Genomic DNA, 16,720 nt, shown 5'->3' on the forward strand with positions numbered 1-16,720 from the left:
CTAAAAGCAACTCCCGCTTTTCAGCAAGAATGCTTGTTTATTGATTTAAGAATACCATTTCACGTAGTCTTCATCTTCCATTGATTCTACCATACCTAATAGATAACCATTTCCAACTTGCGAGAAGAAATCATGGTTACTTGTACCTGTAGAAATTCCGTTCATAATGATTGGATCGACATCGTTTGCCTGATCTGGGAACAATGGATCAAATCCAAGATTCTGTAAAGCTTTATTGGCATTATAACGTAAGAATACACCAACTCTATCCGTCCAACCAATTTCTCCATAAAGATACTCTGTGTATTCCATTTCGTTCTCATAAAGTTTGAATAACAAATCATAAGTCCAGTTTTTAAGTTTTTCCTGTTCTGTTTCAGAAAGTTGATTGTATCCAATTTGGAATTTGTATCCAATATATGTGCCGTGAACCGATTCATCTCTTAGAATCAGCTTAATGATTTCTGCGATATTCGTCATCTTACTGTTTCCAAGGTAATGTAGCGGTGCAAAGAACCCTGAATAAAATAAGAAAGACTCAAGAAACACGCTTGCTACTTTTTTCTGTAGATCTGTACCTTCTTGATAGATTGCATTAACGATTTGCGCTTTCTTTTGAAGCATTTCATTTGAATGTGTCCATTCAAAAATTTGATCGATTTCTGATTTTGTATTCAACGTACTGAAAATCGCGCTATAACTTTTAGCATGCATCGATTCCATGAATTCAATATTGTTATAAACAGCTTCTTCGTGCTGTGTACGAATATCTTTTTTCAGTGCTTCAATACCATCTTGAGATTGAAGTGTATCTAGTAGTGTCAGTCCACCGAAAACTTTCGCAACCATATCTTTTTCTGCAAGAGGCAATTTTTGCCAGTCACTTAAGTCATTAGATAGTGGAATACGTGTATCTGTCCAAAATTGTTCAACCAGTTTTTCCCAAGTCAGTTTGTCGACCATATCTTCTATCTGGTTCCAGTTAATTGCTTTGTAGGTTTCAACCATTCTTTATTCTCCTTGTCCCATCGTTTAATCTGCTCTTTAGTCTCTGCACAAACAACCTGTAGGTAGAAGGGATACCGCTTTCTAGCTATACCCTTTTACCTAATCAAGTCGATTAGATTGTACAGCTTTCGCAAGCATTTGATCCGATTTCTTCTGCATCATCTGTAAACGTACGAACATAATAAATCGATTTAATCCCTTTTTTATGTGCATAATGTCTTAAAATATTTAAGTCACGAGTCGTTTGTTTTGTTGTCTTGCCTTCTTTCCATTCGTATATTCCCTCTGGGATATCTGAACGCATGAAGAGTGTAAGACTCATACCTTGATCGACGTGCTTTTGAGCTGCTGCATAGATATCAATCACTTTACGCATATCCATATCATAAGCACTCTTATAGTATGGCATTGTTTCGTTTGAAAGATATGGTGCAGGATAGTATGTTTTACCAGTCAGTTTTTCCTGACGTTCTTCTACCAGACGTGTAATCGGGTGAATACTTGCAGACGTCTCATTTACATAACTGATAGATCCAGTCGGTGCAACGGCCATTCTGTACTGGTGATATAGTCCATTTTTTTGAACATCTTTTTTCAAAGCATCCCAGTCCGCTGCTGTAGGAATCTGAATACCATTATCTGCGAAGATTGCTGCAACTTTATCATATTCAAATGTATGATCTGCCGATGTGTACTTGTCAAAGTAAGAACCATTTGCATAGTCTGACTTTTCAAAATTAAAGAACACTTGATTTCTTTCTGCTGCCAGTTTGTTACTTGCTTTAAGCGTGTAGTAATTTAAAAGCATAAAGTAAGCATCTGTGAATTCTACTGACTCAGGTGAGCCATAGTGCATTTGATTCAACGCAAAGAATGTGTGTAGTCCCATAGCGCCCAGACCAATTGTGTGATATTTGTCGTTACCATTTTTCACAGAAGGTACAGCTTCAATGTTTGATTGATCTGTAACGAATGTTAATGCTCGAACCATTGCATCTACTGACTTTTCAAAATCAGGTGTTTTCATTAGGTTTACTACGTTAGTAGAACCCAGATTACAGCTGATGTCTGTTCCAAGCGTTTCATATTCCTGGTTATCCTTAATTAGTGAAGGTTCTTGTACTTGAAGGACCTCACTGCACAAGTTACTCATTGTGATTGTTCCGTACACAGGATTCGCTTTGTTTGCAGTATCGATGTTGATCACATAAGGATAGCCTGATTCTTGTTGAAGTTTAGAAATTTCATTTTCAAGGTCACGTGCTTTCACCTTTGTTTTAGTGATCTCAGGATTTGCTACCATATTGTCGTATTCTTTAGTGATGTCGATATAAGCAAATGGCTCGCCATAGATTCTTTCAACATCATAAGGACTAAACAAGTACATGTCTTCGTTATGTGCTGCTAATTCATAAAATTTATCTGGAACGGTAACACCTAAAGAAAGTGTCTTCACACGAACTTTTTCATCTGCATTTTCTTTTTTAGTAGAAAGGAAGCTCATGATATCCGGGTGGAAAATATTTAAGTAAACCGCACCGGCTCCATTTCTCTGTCCTAATTGGTTGGAATAACTAAAGCTGTCTTCTAGTAATTTCATAACAGGTAAAACACCACTAGAAGCATTTTCGATTTTCTTGATTGGGTCTCCAGCGGCTCTAAGGTTTGTCAGGTTTACCCCGACACCTCCTCCAATACGAGACAATTGAAGCGCTGAGTTGATTGCACGTCCAATACTGTTCATATCATCTGTTGTTTGAATCAAGAAGCAAGAAACCAGTTCCCCACGACGTTTTCTACCTGCATTCAAAAATGTCGGTGTCGCTGGCTGATAGCGCTGATTGATGATCTCCTCAGCAATATTCGTTGCCAGAGCTTCATCACCATGTGCTAAATACAATGCGTTGAATGCGATACGATCTTCAAATCGTTCCAGGAATTGTTTCCCATCATCTGTTTTCAAAGCATATTGAGTGTAGAACTTATACGCAGACATAAATGAGCGGAAACGGAATTTCTGGTTATACAGTCCTTCAATCAATTCTGTAATGAATGTTCTTGAGTACTTTCCAATAAAACCTTCTTCAATAAAATCATGCTTGATCAGATAATCAATTTTTTCGTCAATACTGTCAAACTGAACCGTATTCGGATTTACATGCTCGATAAAGTAAGCTTTTACAGCTTCGCGATCTTTGTGAAGGGGAATTTGATTATTTACCGGGCGATTGATTTCATTGTTTAATTGAAAATACGTTACTTCTTTAGGTTGTTCTTTTACTGGACTATTAGTAGCCAAGATCATCCACCACTTTCTTTATTTTTGATACGTCGTCTTCATTTCCTTGAAATTCAAAACTGTGAATTAACGGAACATTATACTCTTTTGCCAAATCTTTCGCGGTAAAAACAAATAGCTGTGCAAAATTGAGATTTCCTCCGCCAGCTACTCCTTTTAAAAAAGATTGGTTGTTTTCTGTTTCAATAAAATCGTTTAAGATTTCAGTCATTTCTTTATCATATGTTGGTGTTATAACGATGTAGGGTTCGTTTACAGGAATAAATGGATTGGTTGGCGTTAATTCCAACGAATCCATCTCGAGTTTGTTTACAAATTTTCTGGTCTGTCCTGTCAGAGAAAAATACACTACCTTCATAATGATTACGCTAATTGGCTTAGCATATCTGGACGGAAGCCGTTAAACGCTTCTAATCCTTCAGCAAGAACAACTGGTAAAGAGCTAAATCCTAAACTTTTAACTTCTTCGATTGCTGCTTCGTTTTCAGCAATATCTTTAACTTCAAATGGGATACCTTTATCCTCTAAAAATTTCTTTGTAAAGTTACACTGCATACAATTTGGTTTTGAATATACGATGACTGTTTTGTTTGTCATGATGTTTTCCTCCTATTAAGTAACCTGCTAGTTGTTAAGCTCATTGTGATAAGCAACAGTATCTCTTGTATTTAAACACTGATTCTGTTTGCTTCAATGCAGAAGATTTGATCTATATATAGTATCACTTCGTTATCGAACGTGTGCACTTTTCAGTACTCATCTCTTCTTGTATCGTATCTATTATTCTACATGACTACAGAAAAATTTCAAGTCTAAAACACTGTATATGGGAAATATTTTTAAACACAACACTACATGTTGTGTCAACACACAAAAAGACACTCTCGTTATTTTGCTCAATAATTCGAGCAGAACGAGAGTGTACAAGGATTTGCACTTCAAAAATTCTTTTTTGTTTTTTTGCCTCACAACTATATATAGTGGCATATTTTTTTGAAGCAGATAGACTTTATTTTCGCTCACCATAAATCACTTCCAAACAAAATGCGCAAGGCTCATCGCCATCTCTTCTAGAACCATAAAACAGATTACATACATGAAAACCATCTTCATATATTTTTTCAAGATTCATTCGAGATTTTGTCATACCTGTATCACTTAATTGTTTTTCAATCGACTGCTGTTTGATGACTTCAGCTAATCTGTCTCTCAGATGCTGATTCTCCATACTTAATGCATGGTTTTCTTCAGTTAACTGAGACAGCTCTAGTTTCACTTGCTTGAGCGTCTTCAGAGTGGCTTCTGCTTGGGTTTCCAAATCAAAAAATGTGTCATGTAATTCTTTCTTATTCATTGTTCACCACTTTTTCATTTCTCTACAGAGTGTTTATTATCGGTTTCAACTTTAACTTTGATTGTCAGTAGGCGGTCTATTTTCCAATCTACTGCCTTGTAATAGCATAACATGATTAGAATTGAAATGGCAAACACTCAATGCATAAAGTTTGCTGTTTTTTGTAAAGGGACAGTTTTCGTGACAATTTATCGAATAAGTTTACCCAGCTATCATCTGAAGTGAAATATCTTCAAAAACACCTTGGGCAGCTACATTGCTGTTCAATTTCTTTTTCGCTTCAAGCAATTGTTCTAGGATATAGATAATTTGTCTACTAGAATACTGTTCCGCTGTTTGTTTAAGTTGTGCTTCATGATTTAAAAACGCTACGATAACCGAATCAGAATAGGTTAGATTCAATAGATCTCGATATAAAACAATGAGTAAATCAACTACGAGCTGATTTGATTCTCTGTCATTGACTGTTCCCATTAAATCTGTCTGAACATATACAAAAGCCTGGTCATCTTTTTTCGATAAAAACTTAAACCAGTTCCAAGTCGCTTTTACCAAATTCTGAAATGGTTCATCTCCAGCTAGTTCAATCGCTTTCTCTGCATCATGGGTCACTCTTGCAGTCAATGCTGCTTGCGAATCCGTCAGTCCACGCTCTTTCAATTCATTTATTCGATCTTCAAGTGGTTGAACTGGGAAATGAACGATCTGACAACGTGAAAGGATAGTAGGCAGTAATCGCTGTTTTGCTGTCGTGAGCAATAATGCCGTTGTTTCTCCATCTGGTTCTTCCAAAAATTTGAGCAAACTATTCGCGGCGTTCTGCGTCATTTTTTCGATATCTTCTATAATGAACAGCTTCCGTTTACTTTCTACTCCACTTTTAGAAAATTCTTCTTTCAATTCTCTTACTTGAGCAACTTTGATGGATAGTCCATCCGGTCTAATTTCAATAATATCAGGATGCTGATGCGTTTGAATCCTTTGACATTGGCTACATTCTCCACATGGACACTGCTCATTTCCAAAATTCTGACAGAAAAGAGATTGAGCGATCCAAAGGGCCATTTCTTTTTTTCCTGTACCTGCAAATCCCTCAAAAACATAAGCATGCTGCATAGTCTGGTTGCTGATTAATTTAGAAAACAGCCGACTGATACTCGACTGTTTTTCAACGATGGTCGACATTGAACGTCTCCCTTACCTTTAATATTGTTGGAATTGCTCGATTGGAAGAACAAACAATGTTGCACCACCAACTTCTACATCTACAGGATAGGTTAAGTCTGATTCCAGAGTGAAGTCATAAGAAGGCGGACTCATCATTGTCTGACTTCTTGTAGAACAGTTTTCTTTGATCAAGGCCAGTACACTGTCAACTTTGCGGTCTTCAACACCCATTAAGAAAGTCGTATTCCCTGCTCTTAAAAATCCTCCAGTAGAAGATAGTTTTGTTGCCCGTACACCTTTTTCTACGAATTCATCTGCTAACCTTTTACTGTCTTGGTTCTGAACGATCGCTACGATTAATTTCATATTGATTCATCCTTTCTCATTCGTTTTTTTGAAGTCTTGAATAGCGTTCTTCAATGTTTTTTCAGCTGCATCAAATACACTATCTTGACTTTTAGCGGCGTCGATAACGACAAACCGTTCCGGTTCTTTTTCTATCATCATCTGATACGCACTTCGAACTTCTTCATGGAACGTTATAGCTTCCATTTCCAGACGATCCTGCGTTCGATTGGAGTTTTTAGCTTTGATTCTTTCAAGTCCTACTTCAGCTTCTACATCTAAATAAAGCGTCAGATCCGGCGTCAATCCTTCGATTGCAAATTCGTTTATGGATAGGACTTTTTCCATACCTATCCCTCTGGCTTGTCCTTGATAGGCCACAGAGCTATCAACAAATCGGTCGCAAAGTACAATTTCACCTCTAGATAAAGCGGGTAAAATCTTTTCAACGACATGCTGTCTACGACTCGCTGCAAGTAGCAAGGCTTCTGTTCTAGGATCCATAGCTGTGTGCGCTGGATTTAGTAAAATTTCTCGAATTTCTTCAGCTATTTCACTCCCTCCAGGTTCTCTTGTAACCACTAGCGGACAATCAATCATGGATTCAATTGCTGGAATCAGTTTTTGGACTAGACTCGATTTCCCTGCTCCATCGGGACCTTCTATTGTAATAAACAACCCTATCACGTTCATTTCCTCAATTCTAATAATTGCTATTTCTTTCATTATACGGTAGAACTCAGTGGAATGTCTACGGATTTTGTAAAAGGATTTATTTATATCTTGACCTGTCTCTTTTGAAAACAAAAAAAGCAGCGCACTACAGACTGAACAGAAAAGTCTTATCTCTAAGCTTTTGCTGATCCATCTGTATTGTCTGCTTTTAAAACCTACTATTTCCCTTTGATCTGTCTTACTTTAGCTTCTTTGAAAAGGTAGAAGTATTTTGCCTGAGCCAGTTTACGCTCAGCTTTCAGTCGTGGATGTTCTTCCACGATGATTTCTTCCATGACTTTGGAATCTTCCCAAGCTGTTTTTTGTCTATTCATGAGAGACAATAGCCGATCATCATACTGGTTTTTTAATTTGGATTTTCTTTTAAATAGTCCCATTGATTCTTCTCCTACATCTCTCTACGGCCTTCGACTGCTTTCAGCAAGGTCACTTCATCAGCGTACTCTATATCGCTTCCTACAGAAAGACCATGTGCAAGACGGGTCACACTAATACCTGAAGGTTTGATCAATCTTGAAAGATACATCGCTGTTGCTTCACCTTCTGCTGTCGCATTGGTAGCGATGATGACTTCTTTAACTTCTTTGTTTTGAAGTCTTTTGATTAAATCAGGTATATTGATGTCTTCTGGACCTGTTCCTTCTATAGGAGATAAGACACCTTGTAAAACGTGATACAGCCCTTTGAATTCTTGCATTTTTTCCATAGAGATCACATCTTTAGGATGTTCGACCACCAGAATCAGTGATCGGTCTCTGGTTTTGTCCTGACAGATTTCGCAAGGGTCTTGTTCTGTCATATTGCCACAGATTGAGCAGTAATGTAGATCACGTTTCACACTGATTAGTGATCTAGCAAATTTTGTTACATCGTCTTCATTCATGTTAACTGTATAAAAAGCCAGGCGGGCAGCAGTTTTCTCCCCAATTCCTGGCAATTTCATATAGCTTTCCATTAATTTTGAGATCGGTTCTGGATAATGCATGACCGGTTCCTTTCTAGAAAGTTCTCTTAATAAAAGCTCGTGATTTCAAAGGTCAATCAGGCTGTCCAGTCAGACTATAGTCCTGGCATACCCATTCCTTTTGTATATTTACCCATAACGCGTTCTGTTTCAGCATCCACTTTTTCCAATGCATCGTTTACAGCAAGTAATACAAGATCCTCGATGATTTCAACATCTTCTGGATCTACGATTTCTTCTTTAATTGAAACGTTTGTCAGTTTTTTATCTCCTGTAAACGTAACGGTTACTAAATCATCATTCGCTGTTCCTGTAAAAGTTGTTTCATTCAATGAATCTTGAGCAGATGCCATTTCTTTTTGCATCTTCTGCATTTTTTTCATCATACCTTGCATATTTCCCATTCCACCGCGCATATTGTTTCTTCCTCTCTTTTATCCATTCATTTTTCTTACTCTTCAATTCTGACTAGATCTTCCCCAAAAAATTTGACTGCCTCGGAAACAATGGCTTCCGGTTCTTCTTTGGTATCTTTTGGAGTATCTCCAGATGTTTCTGGTTCTTCTGAAACTTCCTCAGCTTTCATTTGCTTGATGAAATCCTGACGAACCGTTGGCCACTGCTCAGCAGGTACGCTGACCATTTCTGCTCTATGCCCGATCACTTTCTCGAGATAATCTCCAACTGTTTGGATCAGAACTTTGTCATTTGTAGCTCTCTCACATAGAATATCATAATCAAAGGTCACGACCAACCCTCGAGCACTGGCAGCGACTGGAGTAGATGTATTCATGATAGCCTTCTGACTGGTTTCCAAGAAATTCATCAAATCCGGCCAAACATCTTTCAACTGAACCAAATCCTGTTTTGTTGCTTTTTCCAAAATATTATAAACGGATGGTCTATTAACCTTGAAGACTGCTCCGCTTTTGGCAGGACGCTTAGCTTTAGGTGCTGCTTGTTTGACTGCACCTTCACCTGAACTCATTGTCTGCATCATTTTTTGCATTTCAGCTACTTGCTTCATAAGCGAAGCAACTTCCTCTGCTTGCCCGGCTGATTGTTGACTTTGAACAGGCATAGATTCCGCTTGTACACTTTTTTTGACTTGAGTCAGGCGAACAGTAGCAACTTCCAAATAAACTTCTGCATGATTAGACAACCGCATTTCCTGTTGCGTTCCATTAAAAACTTGGATGACGTCATATAGTAATTCTGGAGATAATTCGGACACTAGTGTTTCAAAGGGTTCATCCACTTTAGCCATTTTAAGCAACGTATCTGACTGAGCCGTATGATACAGAAGAATATCTCTACTGAATAAAATCATATCTTCTACAAAGCGCGAAGGATCTTTCCCTTCCGCAATCAGTTCATGTAAAATATTTAATCCTTTTTCGGTTTCACGCTCGTGCAGTGCCCGAATATAGTCTATCAGAAGTTCTTGCGTGATACTTCCAGTGATGCGCATCGCATCTTCTGTTTTCAACTCGCCATCTGAAAATGATAATGCCTGGTCAAGGATACTAAGTGCATCCCGCATCCCGCCTTCAGCTGCTTTTGAGATTGTGATCAAAGCATCTTCTTCATAGCCGACACCTTTCTCAGTCAAGATATACCGCATCCGTTCCACGATATCCTGAGGAGAAATTCTTCGAAAATTAAAGCGCTGTGTTCTAGAGATAATCGTTAACGGAATTTTATGAGGTTCCGTCGTGGCCAGGATAAAGATCACATTTGAAGGTGGTTCCTCTAAGGTCTTCAGTAACGCATTAAAGGCACCCATAGAAAGCATATGAACCTCATCGATGATATACACTTTGTATTCAGCTTGTGTCGGTGCATAATTTGCTTTGTCTCTAATATCTCTGATTTCTTCTACGCCATTATTACTCGCCGCATCAATTTCGATAACGTCCCCGAGTTTACCCTTCGTGATCGACTCACAAATTTCGCATGCATTGCATGGCTCACCATCTTGCGCGTGCGGGCAGTTGATTGCTTTGGAGAAAATCTTAGCAGCACTCGTCTTACCTGTTCCACGAGGACCGGTAAACAGATAGGCATGGCTCGTCTTATCTTGAACTAAGGCATTTCTCAGCGTTCTTGTAATCGCCTGCTGTCCGGCTATATCTTCAAAGCGCTGGGGTCTCCAGACACGATATAGTGCTTGATAACTCATGTTTCCCCTCTTTTCTTTATCCTGACTCTACTCTTTTCTGAACTCATTTTAGTTGTGCAGTATATTACTTCCACCTTTTATTATAAGCGAAATAAAAGCGAATGAAACCATAATTTCGAAATATTTTGAAGTTAGAAATTCCATTCAACGCTTTAGAAAAGAAAAAAGATGCCCTAATAAAAGGGACATCTCTTTTCTCATATGCACAACTATCCATTGTTCATAACTATGTATCACATAACACATGGAGGACTGCACTTAGTGCTGCTTCCTTCCGGACCTGACACGGTTCATACACCCGCCATTGTCATGTGGCCTTTCGGCAATTATAAGTATACTATAGAAAGAACAAGATATCCAGTGCATTTTTAAAAATTCTTAACCTTTCAACTGAATATTCTCGAAAATCATACCGCTTTTAGGAGTGGTCGGCATATTGACTAGGCTGAATCCACTGTCTTGTTCTGGTAAAGTATAGTCAATTTTGTTAACTAGAAAATCTGTGACGATCTCCATCGCGCGAACGGTATTCCATTCTCCTGGGCACCGGTGACCACTTGCATAACTGCCCCCACCTTGTGCAACTAATTTGAATTGTATCTGATCTGTTGGACTCTGGTGCCAATCACTGAATCGCTCCGGTTTGAATTGATCCGGATCTTCCCAGATTCTTGGATCATGATTCGTCCCATAGAAGTCAAATATTGCCAATGTATCTTTCTCAAACTGATACCCGTTCCAAACAAAGTCTTTACGTGTGATTGCACCATTGAAAGGAAAGAACGGATAATAGCGTCTAATTTCCTGAATAAACATATGCAGATAATAAGGATTATCTCCATTTAAATTTGATTTTTCTTCTGGAAATTGCTGTAGTGTCAATGCTGTAAAGGCGAAATAAAGCGCTATGGCTACCGAGGGTCTAATGACGTTCAGTAATTCAACCGCAGCTGTCTTAAGATCCATCTTTTCGCCATTTAATTCTTGATGCCATGAAATTTGATAAAGCGCTGTTTCTTCAACAGGATGCAGTTCCCCGTTTCTGACTTGGTCAATCAAATCTGCAATCCACTTTTCTCCCTGTTTTCTACCAATGCGACCTTCAATATGTCTTTTACTGACCGCAACAGGTGATTCGATCATACTGATCAGTTGTTTTGTACGTTTTTCTACTTCCTTGTTTTTCAGCGGCACCCCGCACCATTCACAAGCTGCTTTTGTTAATACTTTCTGGCTTTCTTCATAGAAGTTGATGGAGTCTTTAGTAATCCACTCTTTTGTAGCCATATAAAGGTGCTTCTCAACAAGCTTTGCCCATATTTCAATCCGTTCTTTGGACATTAAATCCATAAACAACTTTTTACGGTGACGATGAGCTTCATCGTCTATCTGCTGTACACCGCCCTTACCTAGTAAAGTAGCTACTGCCGGTTCTGGTGCCGCCCCTTCTCTTTTAAACTTATCTTCATCGTAAAATAACTCAGCTGCTTCTTCTCCACCTAACAAAATCGCTTCTTGTCCAAGTAAACGTGTCTTGACTGCATCAGACTGATAGATTTTCAATCGGTTTGGGACATAAAGGTATCCTTCACGCAATACACTTAATCCGTTCTCAAGTCCTTCTTCTTTTGGAAATGGTCTAATCTCTTGCATACATACTTTCCCCCTTGGAATATTTGAACTCCATTCGATTATCTTGCTTCTCGTTCAAGTATAATTTTAATGAAAACAGAGTTTCAAATGATATTCCTTATAATCCCAATTAAAAAAATTATGTACGCTCGCTTGGATATCCAAGATCATGATTATGTTTACTTCGCTTTATTCCACCAATATACATAATCTGGTCATTCCTATTTTTTCATCAACTATCCTGATTTGCTCGATACTCTTTTTTTAACATAGAATAATAGACGTCATTCACATAAGTTCCTTCGTGATCTTTACTCGCATGTCTCAAAGTGCCTTCTTTTGTCATACCTAGTCGCTGCATCACCTTGCCAGAAGCTGCATTCCGCTCATCATGCAGTGCATAGATCCTTTCAAGACCTAATGTCTCAAAGCCCAATTTAATTAGAGCCTTACCAGCTTCCGTCATATACCCTTTACCATGATAGGCTTTATTCATGATATAGCCTATTTCTGCTTGAAACTGTTTTTCTTGTGCTCTCAAATCAATCGTTCCAATCATTTTCCCTGTTTCTTTTACTTCCATTGCGTATTTTCCAATTGGATCTTTTAAGAAATAGGCCACGATATTATCTTCGGTGTCTTCAACAGACTGGTGAATTTCTTTGAAAACGTAGAAGACCGTTTGTTCGTCAGATGCGTATTCATACATGTCTTCCGCATCATCTAAAGTTACTGGACGTAACAAAAGTCGGTCCGTTTCAATTGTATGATGTTTTATGTAGATTGTATCTAGTTTTGCCATTCTTTTCACTCCTTGATTTTTTAATCATTTTATCATAAAAAAAGGAACATTTTCACCTATTCATATTATCACTTTTAATATAGGATATTCTCTGTTTATCATCATTAGAATATGGTAAGCTAAATTTATGGATACATACATTAAACTACCCTGAGGAGGAAAAAAGATGAATCTTAAAAAGGCACAATTTGAACAGTTTTTTCACACGAATCGTATCGGTACTTTCACAATTGCAAGTGATGAAACGAAGCTCATTTATATGACAGATATTTCCGGGGATCCGAACCTCTGGGCAATTGATTTAAAAGAAAGTGCGTCTCCTTACTTGTTTTCCAAGTATGATGAATCGATTTCATTTGTTCAGATCAGTCCAGATCACTCTTATGTTTTGGCAGGGTTTGATAAAGATGGGGACGAAAATACTCAGATTTACGTACTTCCGAGTCAAGGTGGCTATCCAGAACCACTTGTTACAGGAGATCCTACTGATAAATTTTATTTTGCTGAACTCTCAGAAGATGGTACTCGACTGTACTATACAACTTCAAAAGAAAATCCCAATTTCCTTTCTACCTATGTTAGAGATTTAGAAACAGGGCAAGACACGTTGATCGAAAAAGGTGAAAAAGCACCGACTTACCTGACGGCCGTTTCGAAAGATGAAAAGGTGTTTGTCTTTACCAAAATGTATTCAAATACCAGTCAATTCGCTTATCTTAAAACAGGCGAAGAAACGATTCCTTTACTCCCTAAAAATACTGAAACACCCTATACCATTAGCAACACGACCATTACAGATGATCTCAAGGTATACTTCACTACAGATTATATGAATGAACAGTGTCATCTCGTTCGCTACGATATCGAAACAAAAGAAAGCGAGACTGTTCTTTCTTTTAAAAATGAAAGTATCTCGGAGGCTATCTGGCATAAAGAATCGGAAACTTTTGTGTTGATGACGACTTCAGGTACAACAGACAATCTTTATCGGTTTGATCCGTCCACTCAAGACGTGGAAGAACTGGTTGCGCCTATCCATGTCATTAATGAAATCAAAATCGCTAAGAATGGTACGATTTATCTTTCAGGGTCTAGTCCCGTCATGCCGGTTAACCTATTTCGTTCAGTTGATGGTACTCACTGGGAGTCATTAACTGAAAACCGCGTATTAGGAATTGAATCAACAGAAATGGTTCAACCAGAGACCGTTTCTTTTCCCTCATTTGATGGACTGGAAATAGAAGCACTACTTTTTAAAGCAGATAAGGAAAAAGCAAATGGTTATACGATTTTTTGGCCTCACGGTGGTCCTCAGGCAGCAGAACGACAAAGTTTCCGGTCGATTTTTCAAGCATTACTTTATAATGGCTATTCTCTTTTCGCACCGAATTTCCGTGGAAGTACGGGCTATGGGAAGACTTTTACAACACTCATTGAACAGGACTGGGGCAACGCTCCGCGTCTAGATAACGTCGCAGCCATTGAATGGCTATTTGACCAAAAAATCGCCACCAGAGATTCTCTGTTTTTAGTTGGTGGCAGTTATGGTGGCTATATGAGTCTATTGCTCCATGGACGCCATCCAGAATACTTCCAAGCAGTGGTTGATTTGTTCGGTCCTTCTAATTTATTTTCTTTTTATGAGTCTGTTCCAGCTCACTGGAAGCCCATTATGACCTTATGGCTTGGAGATCCAGTGAAAGACAGAGCGAAATTTATAGAAGATTCCCCTATTACTTACTTGGAGACCATGACCAAACCTATGTTAGTGGTTCAAGGTGCAAAAGATCCTAGAGTGGTAAAAGAAGAATCAGATCAAATCGTAGAAAAACTTAAAGAAAAGCAAAGAGATGTTACGTACCTTGTTTTAGAGAATGAAGGACATGGATTTGCTAAAAAAGAAAACGAAATTGCGGTATACAAAAAAGTCATGAGCTTTTTAAAACAGCATCAAACATCTTCTGAAACTACTACTGTATAAATATATTCCAAACAAAAAGAAGCGACCCGCTTACGTAATAGCGAGTCGCTTCTTTTTAGTTTAAGCTTTATTCATTTTTTTAGCTTTCCGGTTACTCTTCATCACAGTGTAAGACCGTTTCATTGTTCCAATAATGCCTGAGTCTGAATAAATCAGTACATTTGCGCGGTAAAATGCTAAAGATACCGCCGTTAATAATACTGTAAAGGCTACTGTACCCACAATCGAAATCCAAATCTCAACTGTCCCAACTGTTTCAGAAGCAATTCTAAAAGGCATTACAAAAGGTGTGAACAGCGGAATATAAGAGAATATAACAGGTAAAATATTATCTGGAGAGATGAAAGCAAACATCCCTACATAGAACCCAGCTAACGCAATCATAACGATTGGTGTTACAGCTTTATTCACATCTTCCATTTTAGACGCCAGAGATCCAAAGAAAGCAGCTAGAATGACATACATCAATACTCCTGTAATAAAGAAGATGATTGTATAACCTAGCAGTTGCTGAATGACATCCCAGATATCAATCGAACGGATTATCTCTTGTACAAATGCGATATCTTTTGCAAAGAAATATCCAACGACTCCAACAACCACATATACAGCAATTTGAGTCAGTATGACTAGAATAACACCTGCCAGCTTACCAAAGAAATGGTTACCTGCTGTCGCACTGGATAAAATGACTTCCATAATACGAGTGCCTTTTTCATTGGCAACTTCTTCAGCGATAATAGAAGCATAAGTCATAATAAAAATAAAGATTCCGATACAGACAAAGTAAGCGCCAAATTCTTGCACGAATGTATCATTGTTTTCTTCAGTCGTCAGTATGCCATCTTCGACTGTAATGATAGATTCTTCTACTTCTACCGGCTCAGATAAGGACATCACTTCTTCTTGCGATAATCCCAACTCACCGGCTCTTAACATCGCTTGATAAGTTGCTAGTTGTTCATTCAATAATGGAACATAATCAGTTAATGAATCTGTATGGGAAAGTCTGGCTTGAATTGAACCTGCGCTCTCATCTACAGTTAAGTATCCATCTAGCGATTCATCCACCAATGCCTCTTCAGCCTCTTCTTGAGTGGTAATGTCTGCTTGAACATCAAATGGGCTACCTTCCTGACTCAGCACTTCTTGGATGCCTGGACTTTCAGATATTACCGCAATAGTTGGTGCTTCAGCATTTTCCGCTTCTTGTGATGTGAAATACCCAATCGCAATGGCAATTCCAGCAACAATGAGGGGTGATAAGACCATGATCAGGAATCCGAAAGATTTAACATTTTTCTTGTACACTTCTTTTGTAATAATCCAGAATTTATTCATGTTTTTCACCTGCCATCTGTTTAAAGATTTCTTCTAGTGTCGGTGGCTGTTGGCTAAATGTTGTAATATAGCCATTCTTTGTTGCTGCATCAAAGATGGCTTTTCCGTCTTCTGCATGATTTAATTTTACTTCTGTGATTTCATCTTTATTGATACGCGCACTTTCTACACCTGGAAATTGGTGTAATTCTTCAAGTGTAAGTGGCGATTCAAGGAATAATTTCGTTCTTCCAAAGGTTTCTCTGATTTCTTTAATAGAACCTTCTAGTATCTGCTTACCATCTTTGAGCATAATCAGACTATCGCACAGTTCTTCAACATTATTCATATTATGACTAGAAAAAATAATACTTGCACCATTTTTTTGTGCTTCTTTGATTCCTTCTTCAAGTAAATCGGCATTTACAGGATCCAAACCACTGAACGGCTCATCTAAAATGATCAGTTCCGGCTGATGAATCAATGTTGTAATCAATTGAACTTTTTGTTGATTCCCTTTGGATAGCGTTTTAACTTTGTCCCCTTTTTTACCCTTCACTTCGAATTTCTTCAGCCATACATCAATCAATGGCTTGATTTCTTTTTTTGACTTTCCTCTTAACTGCGCAAAGTATAAAATCTGATTTTCTATTGATACTTTGGAATATAGTCCTCTCTCTTCTGGTAAGTATCCGATCTGGTTGAAAACGCGGTTGGTTAAGGCTTGGCCTTTCCATAGAACTTCTCCTTGGTCTGGAGTGAGTAAATCTAGTATCATACGGAACGTTGTTGTTTTCCCCGCTCCGTTTTGACCAATCAGTCCCATGATTTCGCCTTTATCGATTTTGAATCCGATATCATCAACGGCTGTTACGTCTCCGAAGGTCTTTCGAAGATTATGAACTTCTAGCATTCTATCCTTCCTTTCTTA

At 38.2% G+C, this 16,720-nt stretch carries 17 protein-coding genes and 1 other RNA gene; 1 reads left to right on the top strand and 17 read right to left on the bottom strand.

The window, feature by feature from the left end; all coding sequences use genetic code 11:
- Positions 1 to 45: 45 nt before the first annotated feature.
- The 15 genes from nrdF to LG377_RS10405 form a co-directional block, all read right to left on the bottom strand.
- Positions 46 to 1,008 carry a class 1b ribonucleoside-diphosphate reductase subunit beta gene (nrdF, locus tag LG377_RS10335; RefSeq protein ID WP_225744575.1) on the bottom strand — a complete coding sequence of 321 codons (963 nt, stop codon included), beginning with the start codon at positions 1,006 to 1,008 and terminating at the stop codon, positions 46 to 48.
- Positions 1,009 to 1,120: 112 nt separating this feature from the next.
- A complete protein-coding gene (nrdE, locus tag LG377_RS10340) occupies positions 1,121 to 3,307 on the bottom strand; it encodes a class 1b ribonucleoside-diphosphate reductase subunit alpha (protein WP_225744576.1) in 2,187 nt (728 codons plus the stop codon).
- The gene (gene nrdI, locus LG377_RS10345; protein ID WP_225744577.1) at positions 3,297 to 3,665 is read right to left on the bottom strand and encodes a class Ib ribonucleoside-diphosphate reductase assembly flavoprotein NrdI; all 369 of its coding nucleotides are present in this window, start codon (positions 3,663 to 3,665) and stop codon (positions 3,297 to 3,299) included. Before nrdI ends, nrdE begins: the two co-directional genes overlap by 11 nt.
- 5 nt (positions 3,666 to 3,670) lie before the next feature.
- The gene (nrdH, locus tag LG377_RS10350) at positions 3,671 to 3,904 is read right to left on the bottom strand and encodes a glutaredoxin-like protein NrdH (RefSeq protein ID WP_225744578.1); all 234 of its coding nucleotides are present in this window, start codon (positions 3,902 to 3,904) and stop codon (positions 3,671 to 3,673) included.
- A gap of 412 nt (positions 3,905 to 4,316) precedes the next feature.
- A complete protein-coding gene (locus tag LG377_RS10355) occupies positions 4,317 to 4,661 on the bottom strand; it encodes a DNA replication initiation control protein YabA (RefSeq protein ID WP_225744579.1) in 345 nt (114 codons plus the stop codon).
- A 201-nt stretch (positions 4,662 to 4,862) separates the two neighbouring features.
- Positions 4,863 to 5,846, bottom strand: coding sequence for a DNA polymerase III subunit delta' (gene holB / locus LG377_RS10360; RefSeq protein WP_225744580.1), 984 nt, complete (start codon positions 5,844 to 5,846; stop codon positions 4,863 to 4,865).
- An 18-nt stretch (positions 5,847 to 5,864) separates the two neighbouring features.
- A complete protein-coding gene (locus LG377_RS10365; protein WP_208560255.1) occupies positions 5,865 to 6,194 on the bottom strand; it encodes a cyclic-di-AMP receptor in 330 nt (109 codons plus the stop codon).
- A gap of 6 nt (positions 6,195 to 6,200) precedes the next feature.
- A complete protein-coding gene (gene tmk / locus LG377_RS10370) occupies positions 6,201 to 6,866 on the bottom strand; it encodes a dTMP kinase (protein ID WP_370632569.1) in 666 nt (221 codons plus the stop codon).
- A gap of 200 nt (positions 6,867 to 7,066) precedes the next feature.
- Positions 7,067 to 7,285, bottom strand: coding sequence for a YaaL family protein (locus tag LG377_RS10375; protein ID WP_225744582.1), 219 nt, complete (start codon positions 7,283 to 7,285; stop codon positions 7,067 to 7,069).
- 11 nt (positions 7,286 to 7,296) lie between these two features.
- Entirely contained in the window at positions 7,297 to 7,893 is a 597-nt protein-coding gene (gene recR / locus LG377_RS10380) for a recombination mediator RecR (RefSeq protein WP_225744583.1), read from the bottom strand.
- Positions 7,894 to 7,967: 74 nt separating this feature from the next.
- Entirely contained in the window at positions 7,968 to 8,288 is a 321-nt protein-coding gene (locus LG377_RS10385) for a YbaB/EbfC family nucleoid-associated protein (protein ID WP_225744584.1), read from the bottom strand.
- Between the two features lie 35 nt (positions 8,289 to 8,323).
- Positions 8,324 to 10,054 (bottom strand): DNA polymerase III subunit gamma/tau, encoded by a 1,731-nt coding sequence (dnaX, locus tag LG377_RS10390; protein ID WP_225744585.1) that lies wholly within the window; start codon positions 10,052 to 10,054, stop codon positions 8,324 to 8,326.
- 222 nt (positions 10,055 to 10,276) lie between these two features.
- Positions 10,277 to 10,375, bottom strand: an RNA gene (gene ffs / locus LG377_RS10395) — signal recognition particle sRNA small type.
- Between the two features lie 57 nt (positions 10,376 to 10,432).
- The gene (locus LG377_RS10400) at positions 10,433 to 11,707 is read right to left on the bottom strand and encodes a cytochrome P450 (RefSeq protein WP_225744586.1); all 1,275 of its coding nucleotides are present in this window, start codon (positions 11,705 to 11,707) and stop codon (positions 10,433 to 10,435) included.
- 211 nt (positions 11,708 to 11,918) lie between these two features.
- Positions 11,919 to 12,488, bottom strand: a complete 570-nt coding sequence (locus LG377_RS10405; RefSeq protein WP_225744587.1) for a GNAT family N-acetyltransferase — start codon at positions 12,486 to 12,488, stop codon at positions 11,919 to 11,921.
- 166 nt (positions 12,489 to 12,654) lie between these two features.
- Here LG377_RS10405 and LG377_RS10410 point away from each other — a divergent pair, with 166 nt between their 5' ends.
- Positions 12,655 to 14,469, top strand: coding sequence for an alpha/beta fold hydrolase (locus tag LG377_RS10410; RefSeq protein WP_225744588.1), 1,815 nt, complete (start codon positions 12,655 to 12,657; stop codon positions 14,467 to 14,469).
- Positions 14,470 to 14,529: 60 nt separating this feature from the next.
- Here LG377_RS10410 and LG377_RS10415 read toward each other — a convergent pair whose 3' ends face one another.
- Positions 14,530 to 15,810, bottom strand: coding sequence for an ABC transporter permease (locus LG377_RS10415; RefSeq protein WP_225744589.1), 1,281 nt, complete (start codon positions 15,808 to 15,810; stop codon positions 14,530 to 14,532).
- Positions 15,803 to 16,702, bottom strand: a complete 900-nt coding sequence (locus tag LG377_RS10420; RefSeq protein ID WP_225744590.1) for an ABC transporter ATP-binding protein — start codon at positions 16,700 to 16,702, stop codon at positions 15,803 to 15,805. The genes LG377_RS10415 and LG377_RS10420 overlap by 8 nt, the downstream gene beginning before the upstream one ends.
- Positions 16,703 to 16,720: the final 18 nt, after the last annotated feature.

The sequence above is a fragment of the Marinilactibacillus sp. Marseille-P9653 genome (assembly GCF_916618885.1).
GTDB lineage: Bacteria > Bacillota > Bacilli > Lactobacillales > Carnobacteriaceae_A > Marinilactibacillus.

What these genes read in the sequence shown, in the direction of transcription:
- LG377_RS10400 (WP_225744586.1), bottom strand. Translation starts at nt 11,707, where the DNA reads ATGCAAGAGATTAGACCATTTCCAAAAGAAGAAGGACTTGAGAACGGA.
- holB (WP_225744580.1), bottom strand. Translation starts at nt 5,846, where the DNA reads ATGTCGACCATCGTTGAAAAACAGTCGAGTATCAGTCGGCTGTTTTCT.
- LG377_RS10355 (WP_225744579.1), bottom strand. Translation starts at nt 4,661, where the DNA reads ATGAATAAGAAAGAATTACATGACACATTTTTTGATTTGGAAACCCAA.
- LG377_RS10410 (WP_225744588.1), top strand. Translation starts at nt 12,655, where the DNA reads ATGAATCTTAAAAAGGCACAATTTGAACAGTTTTTTCACACGAATCGT.
- tmk (WP_370632569.1), bottom strand. Translation starts at nt 6,866, where the DNA reads ATGAACGTGATAGGGTTGTTTATTACAATAGAAGGTCCCGATGGAGCA.
- nrdI (WP_225744577.1), bottom strand. Translation starts at nt 3,665, where the DNA reads ATGAAGGTAGTGTATTTTTCTCTGACAGGACAGACCAGAAAATTTGTA.
- nrdF (WP_225744575.1), bottom strand. Translation starts at nt 1,008, where the DNA reads ATGGTTGAAACCTACAAAGCAATTAACTGGAACCAGATAGAAGATATG.
- LG377_RS10375 (WP_225744582.1), bottom strand. Translation starts at nt 7,285, where the DNA reads ATGGGACTATTTAAAAGAAAATCCAAATTAAAAAACCAGTATGATGAT.
- LG377_RS10365 (WP_208560255.1), bottom strand. Translation starts at nt 6,194, where the DNA reads ATGAAATTAATCGTAGCGATCGTTCAGAACCAAGACAGTAAAAGGTTA.
- recR (WP_225744583.1), bottom strand. Translation starts at nt 7,893, where the DNA reads ATGCATTATCCAGAACCGATCTCAAAATTAATGGAAAGCTATATGAAA.
- LG377_RS10420 (WP_225744590.1), bottom strand. Translation starts at nt 16,702, where the DNA reads ATGCTAGAAGTTCATAATCTTCGAAAGACCTTCGGAGACGTAACAGCC.
- nrdH (WP_225744578.1), bottom strand. Translation starts at nt 3,904, where the DNA reads ATGACAAACAAAACAGTCATCGTATATTCAAAACCAAATTGTATGCAG.
- dnaX (WP_225744585.1), bottom strand. Translation starts at nt 10,054, where the DNA reads ATGAGTTATCAAGCACTATATCGTGTCTGGAGACCCCAGCGCTTTGAA.
- LG377_RS10385 (WP_225744584.1), bottom strand. Translation starts at nt 8,288, where the DNA reads ATGCGCGGTGGAATGGGAAATATGCAAGGTATGATGAAAAAAATGCAG.
- LG377_RS10405 (WP_225744587.1), bottom strand. Translation starts at nt 12,488, where the DNA reads ATGGCAAAACTAGATACAATCTACATAAAACATCATACAATTGAAACG.
- LG377_RS10415 (WP_225744589.1), bottom strand. Translation starts at nt 15,810, where the DNA reads ATGAATAAATTCTGGATTATTACAAAAGAAGTGTACAAGAAAAATGTT.